This is a genomic window from Rhodococcus sp. ARC_M6, assembly GCF_022810305.1.
Taxonomy (GTDB): Bacteria; Actinomycetota; Actinomycetes; order Mycobacteriales; family Mycobacteriaceae; genus Rhodococcus_F.
Window position 1 is genome coordinate 12,051 of record NZ_JALGQH010000048.1, and the last position, 16,528, is coordinate 28,578.

Below are 16,528 nucleotides of genomic sequence, written 5' to 3' on the forward strand. Positions count from 1 at the left end.
TCCAATCTTCTCGAGCGCACTGTCCTGCGGCTACGGATCCTGGTTTGTACGGTAGCGATGGATCGCAATGGATACCGGGAAGCATCCCAATCGTCGGGACGCCGATTGGGATGTCAATTCCGTTGCAGCGTAGCAATAGCGACCCAATGTCACTACGTCCACATTGGGCGTCAGTTCGACATTGGGCCGTCAGTTCGACGCCATCGCGATCGCGGTCCGCAATCCGCGACGCTTCCCCGTCTTCGGATCAACTCCGAATACCTCTTTGAACCCGCCACGAACACGGAACTTCAACTCCGAGTGAGTTTCCGGCGCATCATCCTGAGATGCGGAGAGAAATCGATTGGGCAACGACAGCTTCCAGATGGTCCGCAATGTCAGCGCGTATTGCTTCCACAGCGGGCCGGTGGTGTACGGCAGATCGTATTTGTCACACAGTTCTCGCAGCGGCACAGCAATTTCCGAGTACCGGCTGCTTGGCAGATCCGGGAAACAATGATGCTCGATCTGGTAGCACAGGTTGCCACTCATAAACGCCATAACCGGCCCGGCGTGAAAGTTTGCCGAACCCAACATCTGTCGTAGATACCACTGCGCCCTGGTCTCGTTTTCGAACTCCTCGAGAGTGAATTTCTCGGCGCCATCCGGGAAGTGGCCGCAGAAGATGACCGCGTAACTCCAGTAGTTTCGAATGAGATTTGCGACGGCGTTGGCGGTCAACGTCGTCTTCCACACCGGGCCGGTCAACGCGGGAAACAGAATGTAGTCCTTGGCCACCTGACGAGCGATCTTCCTCCCCACGTCACGCGCCATCTCGGATTTGTCCGACCATTTCACTTCGCCCTTGCGAAGCTTGTCTGTCTCCAAGTGATGAAGTGCCACGCCCCACTCGAAAAGCGTTGCCAACAGTGCATTGGTGATCGGCTGAAAAAGGTAGTCCACGTGCCATTTCTGGTCGCGTGTGACCCGAAGAATGCCGTAACCCACGTCGTTGTCGAGACCGACGATATTGGTGAACTTATGGTGTACGAAATTGTGCGAGTGCTTCCAGCCTGACGATGGGCATGTGTTGTCCCATTCCCAGTTACTCGAGTGAATCTCGGGGTCGTTCATCCAATCCCACTGCCCGTGGATGATGTTGTGACCGAGTTCCATGTTTTCGATGATCTTGCCGACGCCCAGCAGAGTCGTTCCGAGAATCCACGCGGGCTTCTTGTTGCTGGCGAACAGGACGACTCGACCAGCAACCATCAGTGACCGTTGAAACGCGATGGTCCGCTGGATATACCTGGCGTCGCGACTACCGCGCTTGTCCTCGATGTCGAATCGGATCGCATCGAGTTCGGCGCCGAGCGCTTCAACGTCTGCGTCGGTGAGATGCGCGTATTCCTTGATGTCGGTGATTGCCACTGGGCTTCTCCTCGAGTCGGTTTCCCGTGCGGTACCCCTACTGCCCGGGGAGAAAACGTCGGCGGCGTTATCTCACGTGCGCTCACCGCCGATCTGTGCCAGCATCGACGGGTGTGAGCACTGACAGCAAGATCGCAATCCGAACCGCCACCGAAGCCGATTGGCCGGCGATCCAGTTGCTCGACTCCACCGGGTTCGGATTCCACCCGTCGGCAGCCGACAAGACGCTCACCCGGGCGCTCTACAAGCCCGAGGACATCGTCGTCGCAACGGATGGCGACCAGGTTGTCGGCCTGGCCATCGAGTTCGACATGGAGTTCACCGTGCCGGGCGGTCACCAAGTACCCAGCCGAGGCATCACGTGGGTGTCCGTCGCCCCGACGCACCGTCGTCGCGGGATCTTGCGCTCGATGTTCACTCGGCTGCATCAGCACATAGCGTCGAGCGGCGCTCCCCTGGTCGCGCTGACCGCCAGTGACGCCCGCATCTACAACCGCTTCGGCTACGGACCGGCAACCGTCAGCGAAGGGATCTCACTCCACCGTCGGTTCGCCGAATTTCGTCCAGAGGCTCCCGACGCGAGTGGTGTGTCCATCACCGACGCACCGACCGCGGCGACGCTACTTCCGGACATTTACGATCGCTGGCGCCTCGCGACTCCCGGCGTGCAAAAGCGTCCGCAAGCTCACTGGGACCACACGCTCGCCGACCCGTCCGAGCATCGAGCGGACGCTTCCGGACTGTTCTTTCTGACACATGCCGACGGCTACGTTTCCTACCGCCACCGCACTGAAGGACACGACAGCATCGTCGAGGTCGACGAGTTCGTCGCACTTACGACGGATGTGTACGCGGCCTTGTGGCGGACGTTGTGCGGGCTCGATCTCGTGACCCGTATCGACGCTCGGCAGCATCCGGAAGATCCGTTGCGGCTGATGCTGACGGACTACCGATTGGTGCGGACAACTCGCCGATCCGACCGACTGTGGCTGCGGATCATGGATGTTCCGGCAGCCCTCGAAGCCCGCGAATATGCCGCTGACCTCGACACTGTCATCGCGATCGAAGATCCATTCCTCGATGCCGGCGGCACCTTCGCGCTGACAGTTCGCGGCGGCAAGGCCACCTGCACCCCCACCGACGCCGCTGCCCGGATCACCATGCCGTCCGACGTTCTGAGCAGTGTGTACCTGGGCGCGCACCAGGCCAGAACCTTCTCGGCCGCAGGCCGAATCCAAGCCGCAGACGTTCTCGAGATTCACCGGTTCGACGTCGCCTTCGGCACCGCGCGGCCGGCTGTGCTGGGGTACGGGTTTTAACTTTCGATGAACATCGGCGAAACGGATATTTATGCTGTCCGGCGTCCACCCGGTTAGCCTCAAACCATGGCGTTTGTAGGAAAACTGGTCAACAGCCTTCCGGAGAAGGTTCTCGTGCGGGTTCTCCCGCACGCCGAGATGCTCAAGTTCCTGGTGGTCGGAGGCATCGCCTTCATCGTCACGACCGTCTTGTTCTTCGGCATCAAGTGGACGGTTCTGCCTGAGCATCCAGTCACGGCGAACATCATCGCGGTCTTGGTAGCGACGGTTCTGTCGTATGTCCTGAACCGTGAATGGTCCTTCGCCGAGCGAGGCGGGCGGCAACGACACCACGAGGCTGCACTCTTCTTTATCGTCGCCGGCATCGGCCTGGCCATCAATCAGGTCCCGCTCTGGATCTCGAGCTACGTGTTCGATCTCCGCCACCCCAACGTCTCCGTGTTGATGGAGAACTTCTCCGACTTCATCAGCGGATCCATCATCGGCACCTTGCTGGCAACAGTCTTCCGGTGGTGGGCGATGCGCAAATTCGTCTTCCCGGAAGAGTCCATCGACGGCGAGATGATTCGCGATATCGAAGCAACGCCTCCGGTCACCTCCTCCGAGAGCTGACGCCCCGGAATACACAAAAGCGGTCTGCAGCATTGATGCTGCAGACCGCTTTTTGTTAGGTCAGTTGGTCAGACCCAGCCTCTTCGAGCATTCCGTCATCTCGTCGATGATGAGCTCCAACGACGTGCCGCGGCGACTCGCGGACAGCACGATTCGGTCGGCTCCCAAGCCCCGTGCCCAATCAAGTTTCGCTTCGTCCAACCGCGGCAGGGTTGCACCGAGAACCACGGAAACCTCAGCCGGATCGCGATCGGCCTTGACCGCAGCTGCTTTCATCGCCGCAATTGCCTTGTCAAGTTCTTCGCCGGCCAAGCCGAGGGGCTGGAAGCCGTTGCCCAGCCGACCGGCGCGGCGGGCTGCCGCCAGACTGTGTCCACCGATGTACAGCGGCACACCGGATTCGCTGTGCGGCTTCGGCCAGCTGTACGCACCCTTGAACGAGTAATACTCGCCCTCGAAATCGACGGCTCCCTTGCCAGCCCAGAGTGCGCGCATCACGGCAATTGCCTCATCGGCAGTCTTGCCTCGACGTGCGAAATCGCCACCGCAGGCTTCAATTTCCTCTTTCATCCAACCCAATCCCAGGCAGATGCGCAGGCGGCCACCGGAGAGCCGATCCAGCGTCGCCAAACGCTTGGCAAGGACTACGGGGTTGTGGTTGGGCAGCACCAACACTCCGGTGGACAAACCCAAAGTGGTTGTTGCACCAGCAACAAACGAGAGAAGCTCCAGCGGATCAGGAATGTCACAGTCGTCGGGGAGATGCGACTTTCCCGTCGGCGAGTACGGGTACTCGCTTTCGGTATCGGCGATGACAACCGAATGCTCGACGGCCGAGATCTCGTCGAAACCGAGCGACTCCGCAGCCTTGGCGAACTGCAGAATCCAATCCGGATCACCACTACGACCAAGTTCTACCGGGACAACAATACCGAGCTTCATGCGGTTTCCTCCAGAGTCGCCATCAATTTCGGACCATCCACGACTCTTCCGAGGAAGCGTTCGGCGTCAGGATCTGTTGCGAGCCACACTGCAGCCGCTGCAGGAACCGACGCCGGAGTAGCGGCAAATCCCGCGTCCACGATCGCGTTTGCGCCACCGCGAGCCTTACCGGCCTCAGTGATCACAAACCCCGGACTGAGGTTGAACGCCTTGATACCGGCGCCGCGGTACTCCGAGTTGATCGCACCGGCAATGCGTCCGAACGCGGCCTTGGACGCTGCGTAGGACAAGCCCCACCCGCCTTCACCGGGAGGCGCCGGAGGGTCCATAGTGGCAGAGCCCGAGGCCAGTCCGATGACAATTCCGTTTCCGCGCTCCACCATCGCCGGAAGCACTATCTGCACCAAGGCAAGCTGGTGCAGATAGTTTCCGACAACCATCGCCTGGGCGTCGTCGATCTCGATGTCGAGAATCCGATCCATGTTTCCGACCGTCTGCGCGTAGGCATTGTTGACCAGAACGTCGACGCGGCCCCATTCACGCAGGACGCGCTCACCGGCTGCAATGACGGACGCTCGATCGAGAAGATCCATCGGCACAGCCAACGCCCGCACACCACACTCTTCGATCTCGGCAACCGTCGTCTCGAGACTGCCCTGGACCGGGATAACCTGCTCTCCCGCACGCGTTCTCGGCGCCGCGCGGCCCTCACCTTCACGAACGGTGCGGGCCGTGATCGCAACGTCGAACCCCGCGCGAGCAAAAGCCAGCGCGCATTCTCGGCCGATCCCGCGGGAGGCGCCGGTTACCAGCGCGACACGGTTCACAGGAACCGCGAACGCCCGTGGGTGTGGAACTCCTGCTCGAGTGCATCGCAATCGGCGTCGGACATGAGCTTGTACTCCGGGTTTCCGCGTCCGACCCAGTGGTACACAGGCTCTTCGGTGCGCCAGCGATCGAGCTGCAGTTCGCGCTTGAGTACCTTGTTGGAACCTGTGGTGGGCAGGTGTGTCGATACCCGAATGAAGCGCGGCGCCGCCTTGGTTCCAAGATCCGCTTGCGCAACAAGGTAGTTCGAGAACTCGACCGGATCGAAGTCGGACAGTTCCGCAACCTCGATGCCCGCCATGACCTGATCACCCGAACGCGGATCCGGCACAGCGAACACGCCGGTCGCAATGACTTTGGGGTGACGACGCAGGATGTGCTCGATCATCAGAGCCGACGTGTTCTCGCCGTCGACGCGGATCCAGTCACCCTTGCGACCGGCGAAGTAGATGAAACCGGCTTCGTCGACGTAGCCGAGATCGCCTGTCCAGTACCAACCGTGGCGAATCTTCTCCGCGATGGCGTCTTCGTTCTTGTAGTAACCCTCGAACTTCTGCGAGCCGGCCTTGTCGACCATCTCGCCGATCGCCTCGTCCGGGTTCAGGACCCGGCCGTGCTCGTCGAGGAGCGCACGTGGACGCTCTTCACGAGTTTCCGGGTTGACGATGACGATGTTCTCGCTGGCCGGACGGCCCAATGCTCCGGCCGGCTGGTTCGGATCGAGAATTACCGAACCGGCGCCCTCACTCGAGCCGTAGCCCTCGAAAAGCTGCGCATCGAACCGACGGATGAACTCGGCCTTGTCACCGGGAGATGCCTCGGTACCAAAGCCGTGAGTGAGGGTGTTCTTGTTGTCTTCAGGCTGCTCCGCCGTCGCCATCAGGTAACCGAGCGCCTTGCCGACGTACGTGAAATACGTTGCGCCGTAGAAACGTACGTCCGGCATGAAACCGGAGGCGGTGAACTTGCGCACGAGGCAGATTGTGGCGCCCTGCGAAAGCGCGGGAGCCCACAGTGCCATCAGCGCATTGCCGTGGAAGAGAGGCATGCAGCAGTAGCAGACGTCGTCGCGGTCGATATCGTACTTAGCGCAGTTCGCGTAAGCCAAGCGAGTCAGCCGGCCCTGGCTGCAGCGCACGGCCTTCGACATTCCGGTGGTGCCGGAGGTGAAAAGAAGAAGGAAGAGCGTCGTCGCGTCGACGCCGAGATCGATCTCCGGCGTCTCCACCTGATGCGCGGCAATGGTTTCCGCGTAGGACGCGTCGTCGACAAGAATGAAGCGGTCGTCCGTCAGGCCGAGATCCAGACCGGCGAGCTTCTCGCGGCCGGCCTTGTCGGTGACGATCATCTGGCAATCGACGTATCGAACCTCGGCTTCGAGTTCAGCTCCACGCCGCGTCGGGTTGATACCGACGATCGTGGCGCCCGTGAGTGCCGCGCCGCCGAGCCAGAACAGGAACTCTGGCTCGTTCTCGAGGAGAACACCGATGTGGAATTGGCCGGCGCCGCGTAGCGACTTCGCGTAAGAACCACGGGCCGCGCTTTCATGCACAACCTGATCCCACGTCCAGTCCTGGGTGCGGGTCCGCAGTCCCAGATGTTGATCACCGATGCGGTCGATCAACATCTGCGCGACATCCTCGCGCTGCGGCGCCGCAACGGACGTGCTCGTAGATGCTTCGGTAGCGGTGTTCGTCATCGTGTCCTGTGTCCTACTCGAGATGGGAAGAAACTCTTGTGCGCGCAGTACGCATTTGAGTGGTTGCGCAGAGTGCGATTCGTTTCGAAACGCTAACGGCGTGCCGCGGAGGGAACCCGACCAGTCTCGCTCAGTGGTAACAATCCCCGCAGATATCATTGGACGTGAGATTTTGTGTCGTGAAAAGCGCCACAATACGAAAGGCCATTCCATGACTGCCCCCGCAGATCCGCAGTTGCTCCTGGACCAGGCGGTCTCACGCCTCACCGGTCCCGGTGGGCCGTTCGAGATCGTCGAAGAAGAGGTTCTCGGCACCGTCATGCCCGTGATGAAGAATCGCGGACATGCCATCGGTGAACTCATCGCCGCGTCTCGGGCCTGGGGCGATGGTGATTACCTGGTCACGAGCGACCGTCGCATCTCATTCACCGAGCACGCCGACTCCGTCGCCGCGCTGGCGACTGCGCTGCGAGACAAGTACGGGGTCCGCAAGGGCGATCGTGTAGGAATCCTCGCCGCGAACACCCCCGAGTGGGTCATGACCTTCTTCGCGACGCAGGCGCTGGGCGCCATCGCTGTCGGTCTCAATGGCTGGTGGGTTCCGCGCGAGGTGACGCACGGTATCGAGCTTTCACGTCCCAAGGTCCTCGTTGTCGACGCGAAGCGCGGCGCGGCACTTCCCGAACTTCCGGGTGACTTGACCGTACTGACGATGGAAGAGGATCTGCCTGCCCTCATCGCCGAGTTCGCCGGTTCCGATGTTCCGAGCACCGACATCGACGAGGACGACCCCGCCGTCATCCTGTTCACCAGCGGAACCAGCGGTCGCCCCAAGGGGGCATTGCATTCGCACCGCAACGTGATGGCCACCGTCGATTACCACAAGTACAGCGACGCCATCGGCGCTGCGTTCATGGGTCGCGAATACGACGCCACCAAGCCCAGCCCGCTGCGCTACCTGCTGACGTCCCCGCTGTTCCACATCGCGAGCCTGCACAACTTGGTGGTCCCGCGTCTGGCTACCGGCAGCGCTGTCATCCTGACCGAAGGCGGTTTCGACGTCGACAAGGTTCTCGGACTCGTCGAGCGCGAACGCATCACCAACTGGGGCGCGGTTCCCACCATGGCGTCGCGCTTGATCGAGCACGGCAACATCGACAAGTACGACGTGTCCTCGCTAACAGCATTCTCATTGGCGTCTGCACCGTCGTCGCCGGCGTTCAAGGAGCGCCTCAAGGAGCAGGTGCCTTTCGCGCGCAACGCACTGGTCGACAGCTACGGCCTCACCGAATGCAGCACAGCAATCGCGGTGGCTATCGGAGCCGAACTCGAAGAGTTCCCGGGCACCCTCGGTCGCCCCATCATCACCGTGTCGATGGAAATCCGTGATCCCTTCGGCGAGTGGCTTCCTGACGGCATCGAGGGCGAGGTCTGCGTCCGCAGCCCGTTCGTGATGCTCGGTTACTGGGAGAACCCCGAAGCAACAGAGTCGACCATCGCACCCGGACGCTGGCTCCGCACAGGCGATTTCGGTGTCGTCGAGAATGGTCGCCTGCGTTTGACCGGCCGTCGTTCCGACCTGATCCTGCGCGGCGGCGAGAACGTCTACCCCACCGAGATCGAGCAGACCCTCGACGAGCACCCCGACGTAATCGAATGCGCCGTCATCGGTATGCCGCATCCGGACCTCGGCCAGGAAGTTTCGGCTGTCGTCGTCCTGCGCCCCGGTTCCACCACCGACGAGGAAGAGCTCCGCGCATACGCCGCCGAGCGTCTGTCCTACTTCAAGGTGCCGTCGAAGTGGCGTATCACGCGTGATCTGCTGCCCCGCAACGCAACCGGCAAGATGGTTCGGCGCGAGATCACGGTATGACCGAAGAGCTGTCACGGATCGTCGCCGAGTCGGCGATCCGTGACCTGCTCTGCGAGTACACGCACCTGATCGATCAGGGCAGGTTGCGCGACGTCGCTGCATTGTTCGCGCAGTCCGATTACGGCCAGTGCGGGCCGGACGGCGTTGCCACCACCGTCATTTCCTCCGACGCCGACGCGGTGTTCGCCGCGTGCAGTGGATTCATTCGGATGTACGGCACTCCCCCGGTCCCACGCACCAAACATCTGTTGACCAATACCCGAGTTTTCGTGGATGGCGACGAGGCCTCCGCGCTGTCGTACGTCACGGTAATTCAGGGAACCGAAGAACTTGCGCTGCAACCGATTCTGTCGGGACGCTACTTCGATCGCCTTACACGCGTCGACGGCAAGTGGCAGTTCACACAGCGACTCTTCTGCCTGGATCATCTCGGCAATATGATTGCTCACGCGAAACGCTCACTCTGAATCCATCTCGGTGCACCTGAATCAGGAGACTGGCAATGTTCAAAGCAATCGCGCTACTCACCCGTAAGCCTGGCCTCACCCAGGAAGAGTTCATCGACTACTACGAGAACAACCATGCTCCCCTGATTGCGAAAACCTTTCCGCAGATCATCGAATACCGACGGAATTTCCCTGATCTGACTCAGGTTCTGCGTGCCGAGGGCACTCCCGACCCACAATTCGATGTCATCACCGAAATGTGGTTCCACGACAAGGCCGGATACGCCGACATGCTGGCAACCCACGCCCGGCCGGAGATAGGCAACCTGATCCGGGCCGACGAATCCAACTTCCTGGATCAGACCAAGATCATTCAGTTCGTCGTCGACGAGTGCGAGTTGCCTCGGATCTGAAATTCGGAAACAAACTTCGGCAGAAAAGAGTTTCACAGTGGAGATCGGCGTCAACATATTGGGCCTCGAAGCACTCTTCGACGGCAAGATCCGACCGGTTCTCGACTTCGCCACCGGTGCAGATCAAGTCGGCATCGATTTGATCTGCACCGGTGATCACATCGGATTCAATGCCGACGCTCATACGAAACGGGTCGACGAGCATGGCTTCGTGTTTCCCTTGGATCATCCTTGGTACGAGCCGATTTCACTACTTTCCTCGATCGCGGCCGTCACCGAACGCGCTCGCCTCGGCGTATCGGTCCTGATCGCAACGGTTCGACCACCGGCGCTGCTCGCAAAACAGGTCGCCACCCTCGACGCCTTGTCCGACGGACGCGTAACGATGGGCTTCGGAGTCGGCTGGCAAGAAGCCGAATACACCGCCACCAACATGCCTTTCGACGCCCGGTTCGGGCGCATGGAAGAAACTGTCGAGGCCTGCCGCGAACTCTGGACGCAGGCACCCGCCAACTTCAAGGGTCGAGATTTTTCCTTCGAGAATTACCACAGCATTCCGCTGTCGACGCAGGATCGCCTGCCTGTTCTCTTCGGATTCGCTCCCAGTCAACGGAACTTCGACCGCATCGCACGCGTCGCCGACGGCTGGACCGTCAACCCGACCGACCTACCTACATTCACGGACAGCGTTGCACTGCTGCGCACTACATTCGAGGCACACGGACGCGATCCCCAGAGTGTTCGCATCCAGGTCTCTGCCGCCCCGGTTCGACGCGACAACGGAACTATCGACCTCGCAGCCACCGCGGAAATGGCCCAAAATTTGTCCGACCGCGGCGCATCCGTCGTCGTATTTCGGCCCGTCGTATTCGACTGTGCTGCACAAGAACTGCCGGAATTGCTCGACTGGATGATCAGCATCAAGGAGATGTGAAATGGATCAGGCTGTGCAGGATCTGCTGGACAAGCAAGCAATCCGCGAAGTAGTCCTGACCTATGCCCGAGGCATCGACCGTCTCGACTTCGATCTCGTACGTAGTGCGTACCATCCCGACGCCATAGATCATCACACCGGATTCGACGGCAACGTAGACGAATACATCGCGTGGGTGACGCCAAAGCTCTCTGCCATCGGCGGCACCATGCACCACATCGGCAATCATCTCGTCGAACTGCACGGCGACTTCGCGATCAGCGAGGCCTACTCGATGTCCACCCATTGGGGCGGTCCCGAAGGTGTCGGGATGATCAACTTCACCAGCGGCGCACGGTTCATCGACCACATGGAGCGTCGCAACGGGCGTTGGGCGATCAAAGAGCGCTGGGCTGTGCGCGAATGGACCCGCTCGGACGAAGGCCGCTTCGTTAATCCTGAGGGCGCCGGCCCCCGAGGTCGACGTGACGAGACTGATCCGTTGACGTTACTGAGGAAAACTATTCAATCTCAGTAAGTTTCAATCCCCTCTCCTCATCCCGGCGTCACTACCGCTGCCGACGCCCGCCCACAACGGACTCCTATGGAATCCGCGACTCGAGTAAAGATTGTTCTCCGCAGAGTCGTTCACTCACGGCGCGGCATTCGCATTATGTTCGATCAGCACAGTGGCACACACGCCTGCATGTTCCGGTAGCTCACTATCGATCGACCGTCCGCTCTCCATAGATCCGATTGCCGTCGTGGACCGTCTCCGACGTGCGCAGAAGCTAATCGGCGCAAAAGCCCCAAAGCACCTATACGGACGTCCAGTTATGTGTACTCTTCGCAGTCACGTGACCTAAGTCATGTTTTATAGGTGCCGCCTGCGGCACACGATAAAGGAGGATCCGTGCGTCCGTCCCTAAGCCGTCGCCTGGCGACACCCATTATCGCGGCCGGTGCCGCGATAACACTGATGCTCGGCGGTGCCGGCACAGCCGTCGCCGATCCGACACCGCCACCGCCCTCTTCGACGGGCGACCAGTCCGTCGACAACCTCAGGTGGAACCTGAGCCTGACCGCGGTGAACGGTGCCCCGGGTAGCAACGTCGTCCACCCAGGCGACACCGTCACCTTCACTTCCAAGGTCTGGAAGAACAGCGGTGTCGGCCGGTACTTGACCGCGATCAGGCAGATCCAGCCCGCCGGTTTCGAGTACGTTTCGCATACGATCAGCAAGCTGTCGACCGTCACCCCCGAGGGCAATGCAGGTGTCAAGGCAGCCTGCACCGCTGGCGGCTGCAGCTCGGTGCCGATCCTCGGCAACAAGGGCTACCTCGACAACGTCGACTTCGCTGTCACTTACAAAATCCCCCTGACCCAGGAGTTCGGCGACTACAACACCAGCTTCAAGTTCGATGTCTTCTCGTTCAGCACTCAGTCGGGCGGCAGCGGCGCGTGGTTGCGTGTTGTCGACCCGAAGGTCGCCACTACCACCACACTGACAGCCCCGGCAGCAGCCAAGACCGGTGAGCAGATCGACCTGAGTGCCAACGTCGGTCCGGCTGACGCTGTAGGCACCGTCCAGTTCAAGGACGGCGACAACAACATCGGCAGCCCGGTCACCGTCGTCGGTGGCGTTGCATCCACACAGCACACCTTCGAAACCCCGGGGGCGCACGACATCACAGCCGTCTTCACCGGCGGTACCCTCTTCCACGACGCCACTTCCGAGATCTCGACCGTCGACGTCACGACTGACACCACCACCACGCTGACTGCTCCCGCCACCGCCGTCGTCGGCGCACCCGTCACCTTCGATGCCGCGATCAGCCCGGCCACCGCAACCGGCCAGGTCCAGTTCAAGGACGGCGACGTCAACGTCGGCAGCCCTGTCGACGTGATTGACGGAAGCGCCGCGATCACTCGCACCTTCGTCGAGGCTGGTTCACACAGCTTCACCGCGCACTTCACCGGCACCGGCGGCAACCTCAACTCCGACTCGGCAGCATCCCCACTGACCGTCAACGACGCCGACTTCGGCACCACCACAACAGTTCTCGAACCGCTCACCGCAACCGTCGGCGTCGAGACCAACCTCTCGGCCACCGTCATGCCCATCCCGAATGCAGGACAGGTCGAGTTCACCGTCGACGGAGTCCCCGCCGGCACCGTTGACGTCGGCACCGGCGACGGCGTCGCAGTCCTCCCGCACACCTTCGACACCGTCGGCACCTCGAACGTTGTCGCGAAGTTCCTCGGAACCCCCGGATTTACCGATTCCACCTCGCTTGCGTACGCGGTCACCGTCAAGGCAGTCGAACCCAACCGCGAAGACACCACCACCGTCCTCGGCGTCACCGGCAACTCCACCGTCGGCACCGCAATGACATTCACCGCGACCGTCGCCCCGGCCGGCACCAACGGCACGATCCAGTTCAAGGTCGGCACCACCCTCATCGGTGGACCCGTCGATGTCGTCAACGGTGTTGCCACCACCACGCACACCTTCGATGCCGAGGGCACCTACGCCGTCACGGCCGTCTTCACCGGTGGCAACGGCTGGAAGGACTCCGTCTCCGGCCCCACCGTCGTGGGCATCACCACCGCAACCCCGCCCGGTGACGGTGGCAGCCTGGGTTCACTCTCCGGCATCTTCGGTAGCTAGTTCCACGCCCGTAGCCCGATCCGGGGCGTGCACGCCGCGCCCCGGACCCCGGAGGGCACCCCCGACACTTTCCATTCATCCGTAGGAGAATTCGTGCAGAAGAAAAGGATTCAACGACTCGTCACACCGATCGGTGTGGGAGCCCTCGTCTGCGTCACTATGTTCGCCGGAGTACCCGCCCAAGCCCAAACCGTCGACAACACATTCATAGCTTCCTGCCTGGCAACACCGTCCGCGGTAGCAGGACCGACCGCGCTGAGTCAGCCAGCCACCGTGTCCGCGGACGCCCCGGAATCGGTCAACGCCGGCGACGAGTTCGACGTCATCATCACACCGCCGCCGATCTCCGTCCCCAACGAGGTCTCGGGTGCAAGCGTCAAGAGCATCTCGCGCATCAAGATCGACGTCGACATCCCGGCGAACGCCGAGTTTATAAGCGGGGACATCGTGCCCGGCACCAGCATCGGCCTGAGCGGGGTGACACCGAATGTGCTGCGCATCAACGAGAACGGCAATCCCGACCCCGCCGGTAAGATCATCCGCCTCTCGGGCAACAACGCCACGATCGGCAACGGCCCGAACACGAGCAAGAGTTCCGAGGGCGGGATCGTAGCCCTGGCCACCAGCGGCGCGGAAACAACCTTCAAGCTGCCCCAAGTCAAAGCACGGCTCAAGGCCGGTGCCTCGGGCACGATCGAAATGAAGTTGCGCACCGGCGGCGACGCCGGAAAGTGGGCCAACGACAAGAACTTCCTGACGTTCCTACCGAAGGCGACCCTGGTAATCACCGCATGGGCACCGACCCAGTGCACCCCACGTGATGCCGAGGGTGATGCCACACCGCTCAACGCCGGTGCGGGCGCACTGGTTACGACCAACATCATCGAAGCCGACAAGCAAACCACCACCACCGTGGTGGCTCCCGGCGCCGTCAAAAACGGCGCCGAGGTCACCCTAACCGCGAACGTCGCCCCCGCCGCACCGGGCGGTACCGTCGAGTTCTTCGACGGCGCAACCTCTCTCGGCACCGCCGACGTCACCGCCGGCAGCGCTTCGATCACCCACACCTTCGACACCGACGGTGACTACGCGATCACGGCAGCGTTCTCCGGTTCCACCGGCTTCATCGCCTCCACCTCGGCGGTCAAGACCATCAACGTCAGCACCGACGACACCGTTACCACCCTCGCGATGACCAGCCCGGACAGGGCTTTCGTCGGCCAGGACGTCAGCCTGCACGCGCAGGTCACCCCGGCAGTGGAGGGTGGCACGGTGGAGTTCACAATCGATGGCGGCGAGAAGGTGACCGGCACGGTCGGCACCGACGGTGTCGCAGTGGCGCAGTACAACTTCGGCACCACCGGCACCCACAAGGTTGTCGCGCGCTACTCCGGCACCACCGGTGTCGGGGCTTCGGTTGCACCAGCATTCCCGGTCAGCGTCACCAACGCTCCGGCGGCAGCGGTTCCGACCACCACCACCCTCGCCCCGGTCGGCACGATCACCAAGGGTGCCCCGGTCACGCTGACGGCAACGGTCGATCCGACCACCGCCAACGGCAAGGTCCAGTTCAAGATGGGTGACACCCCGCTCGGTGCACCCGTCACCGTGGTGAACGGTGTTGCGACACTGCCTACCACGTTCGCAGCTTCGGGCGAGTTCAGCATCACCGCTGAATTCATCGGCGCTGCAGGGTTTATCGACTCGGCGTCGGCTCCGCAGGCGTTGACGGTTCCCGCCGGTACCGATCCGGGCCCGGGCGGCTTCGGTAGCTTGTCGAGCATCTTCGGCTCCTGAAATCTGAACTGACAGAACAGTAAACGAAAGGCGCGTCACCGACATCGCTCGGTGGCGCGCCTTTCGTGCGAATATATCCATAACTGAAACGTAATCTATTTGTTTGCAACACTATTCGATAATGAATGATATTTCAGATTGCTGGTTCGAGACCTTGACCCCCAGAACAAATGCCCCCTACTGTATTGGTCAAGTGTCCGATCTGGACGGCTTCGTCCTTCTACGACGAATCATTGCTCAACCCAATCCCGCACTTGCGGTGAAGAATTGAAGGAGTATCCGTGCGTCCATCCCTAAGCCGTCGCCTGGCGACACCCATTATCGCGGCCGGTGCCGCGATAACACTGATGCTCGGCGGTGCCGGTGCCGCCGTCGCATACAATCCAGCAACGACGCCGCCCGCGTCGACGGGCGACCAGTCGACCGACAACCTCAGGTGGAACCTGAGCCTGACCGCGGTGAACGGTGCCTCGGGTAGCAACATCGCCCACCCAGGCGATACCGTCACCTACAGCGCCAAGATCTGGAAGAACAGCGGCGTCGATCGTTACATCACCGCGATTCGGCAGATCCAGCCCGTCGGCTTCGAGTACATCTCGAGCACGGTGAGTCGGGTGTCGACCATCGCCAACGAGGGCGGGGCGGGCGTCAAGTCGACCTGTACCGGGGGCGGTTGCGACAGTGTGCCGATCCTTGGCAACAAGGGCTACAAGAACGCCGTGAACTTCGATGTCACCTACAAGATCCCCACCACTCAGGCGACCGGCGACTACAACGCAAGCTTCAGGTTCGACGTCTACACGTTCGGCTCACAGTCGGGCGGCAGCGGCGCGTGGGTGCGTATCGTCACGCCCACCACCACCACATTGACAGCTCCGGCGAACACCACTGCCGGTACCGTCGTCGACCTGACTGCAACGGTCGATCCCGCAAATGCCGGGGGCACTGTCCAGTTCAAGGACGGCAGCACCGACATCGGTGCCCCCGTCCTAGTCGATGGTAATACGGCGACCCTCTCGCACACCTTCGCCACCCTCGGCACTCACAACGTGACTGCGGTGTACACATCCGGTACCGGCTTCGACAACTCGAAGTCTGCGGTCTCAGCTGTCGAGGTCGGTGCTCCGGCCGTGGACACAACGACGACGTTGTCGGTTCCTCCGACGGCGTTGACGGGCACCGCTGTCGACCTGACCGCCACGGTTGCTCCCACTGACGCTGTGGGTTCGGTGCAGTTCAAGGACGGCGGCATCAACATCGGCGACGCAGTTGCAGTCGCCGGCGGCACCGCAACCCTCTCGCACGCATTCGACACGGCAGCTTCGCATTCGATCACCGCCGAGTTCATCGCCGGTGCGGGTTTCCACAATTCGACATCTGCTGCTTCGGTCATCGATGTGACCGCCCCGATCCTCGACACCACGACGACGGTGACTGTTCCCGCAACGACATTGACGGGTACTGCTGTCGACCTCACGGCCACGGTTGCTCCCACTGACGCTGTGGGTTCGGTGCAGTTCAAGGACGGCGGCATCAACATCGGCGACGCAGTTGCAGTCGCCGGCGGCACCGCAACCCTCTCGCACGCATTCGACACGGCAGCTT

Annotated in this window: 14 protein-coding genes; 10 read left to right on the forward strand and 4 right to left on the reverse strand. The window is 61.7% G+C overall.

Annotated elements, in window-relative coordinates:
* Positions 1 to 189 precede the first annotated feature (189 nt).
* A complete protein-coding gene (locus tag MTX36_RS28280; RefSeq protein WP_243622980.1) occupies positions 190 to 1,410 on the reverse strand; it encodes a fatty acid desaturase in 1,221 nt (406 codons plus the stop codon).
* A gap of 113 nt (positions 1,411 to 1,523) precedes the next feature.
* Here MTX36_RS28280 and MTX36_RS28285 point away from each other — a divergent pair, with 113 nt between their 5' ends.
* Complete coding sequence (locus MTX36_RS28285; RefSeq protein ID WP_243622981.1) at positions 1,524 to 2,729, forward strand: enhanced intracellular survival protein Eis; 1,206 nt, start codon at positions 1,524 to 1,526, stop codon at positions 2,727 to 2,729.
* Between the two features lie 66 nt (positions 2,730 to 2,795).
* Positions 2,796 to 3,341: a GtrA family protein gene (locus MTX36_RS28290; protein ID WP_243622982.1), complete on the forward strand. Its 546-nt coding sequence runs from the start codon at positions 2,796 to 2,798 to the stop codon at positions 3,339 to 3,341.
* A gap of 60 nt (positions 3,342 to 3,401) precedes the next feature.
* Here MTX36_RS28290 and MTX36_RS28295 read toward each other — a convergent pair whose 3' ends face one another.
* From MTX36_RS28295 to MTX36_RS28305, 3 genes are read right to left on the reverse strand one after another with little or no spacing between them, the layout of a single operon-like run.
* A complete protein-coding gene (locus tag MTX36_RS28295; protein WP_243622983.1) occupies positions 3,402 to 4,283 on the reverse strand; it encodes an LLM class F420-dependent oxidoreductase in 882 nt (293 codons plus the stop codon).
* Positions 4,280 to 5,110: an SDR family oxidoreductase gene (locus MTX36_RS28300; protein WP_243622984.1), complete on the reverse strand. Its 831-nt coding sequence runs from the start codon at positions 5,108 to 5,110 to the stop codon at positions 4,280 to 4,282. The genes MTX36_RS28295 and MTX36_RS28300 overlap by 4 nt, the downstream gene beginning before the upstream one ends.
* Complete coding sequence (locus MTX36_RS28305; RefSeq protein WP_374230570.1) at positions 5,107 to 6,738, reverse strand: AMP-binding protein; 1,632 nt, start codon at positions 6,736 to 6,738, stop codon at positions 5,107 to 5,109. Before MTX36_RS28305 ends, MTX36_RS28300 begins: the two co-directional genes overlap by 4 nt.
* Before the next feature lie 283 nt (positions 6,739 to 7,021).
* Between MTX36_RS28305 and MTX36_RS28310 the strand changes: the two genes are divergently transcribed.
* From MTX36_RS28310 to MTX36_RS28345, 8 genes are all read left to right on the forward strand, one after another.
* Positions 7,022 to 8,683 (forward strand): class I adenylate-forming enzyme family protein, encoded by a 1,662-nt coding sequence (locus tag MTX36_RS28310; RefSeq protein WP_243622986.1) that lies wholly within the window; start codon positions 7,022 to 7,024, stop codon positions 8,681 to 8,683.
* Entirely contained in the window at positions 8,680 to 9,150 is a 471-nt protein-coding gene (locus tag MTX36_RS28315) for a nuclear transport factor 2 family protein (protein WP_243622987.1), read from the forward strand. Before MTX36_RS28310 ends, MTX36_RS28315 begins: the two co-directional genes overlap by 4 nt.
* Before the next feature lie 35 nt (positions 9,151 to 9,185).
* On the forward strand, positions 9,186 to 9,542 hold the full coding sequence (locus MTX36_RS28320; protein WP_243622988.1) for an EthD domain-containing protein: 357 nt from the start codon (positions 9,186 to 9,188) through the stop codon (positions 9,540 to 9,542).
* 37 nt (positions 9,543 to 9,579) lie between these two features.
* Positions 9,580 to 10,476 (forward strand): TIGR03619 family F420-dependent LLM class oxidoreductase, encoded by an 897-nt coding sequence (locus MTX36_RS28325; RefSeq protein ID WP_243622989.1) that lies wholly within the window; start codon positions 9,580 to 9,582, stop codon positions 10,474 to 10,476.
* Between the two features lies 1 nt (position 10,477).
* Positions 10,478 to 10,993: a nuclear transport factor 2 family protein gene (locus tag MTX36_RS28330; RefSeq protein ID WP_243622990.1), complete on the forward strand. Its 516-nt coding sequence runs from the start codon at positions 10,478 to 10,480 to the stop codon at positions 10,991 to 10,993.
* 375 nt (positions 10,994 to 11,368) lie between these two features.
* Complete coding sequence (locus tag MTX36_RS28335; protein ID WP_243622991.1) at positions 11,369 to 13,126, forward strand: Ig-like domain-containing protein; 1,758 nt, start codon at positions 11,369 to 11,371, stop codon at positions 13,124 to 13,126.
* A gap of 93 nt (positions 13,127 to 13,219) precedes the next feature.
* Positions 13,220 to 14,923, forward strand: coding sequence for an Ig-like domain-containing protein (locus tag MTX36_RS30395; RefSeq protein ID WP_243622992.1), 1,704 nt, complete (start codon positions 13,220 to 13,222; stop codon positions 14,921 to 14,923).
* Positions 14,924 to 15,204: 281 nt separating this feature from the next.
* A partial coding sequence (locus MTX36_RS28345; RefSeq protein ID WP_243622993.1) for an Ig-like domain-containing protein occupies positions 15,205 to 16,528 on the forward strand: 1,324 nt, incomplete at its 3' end.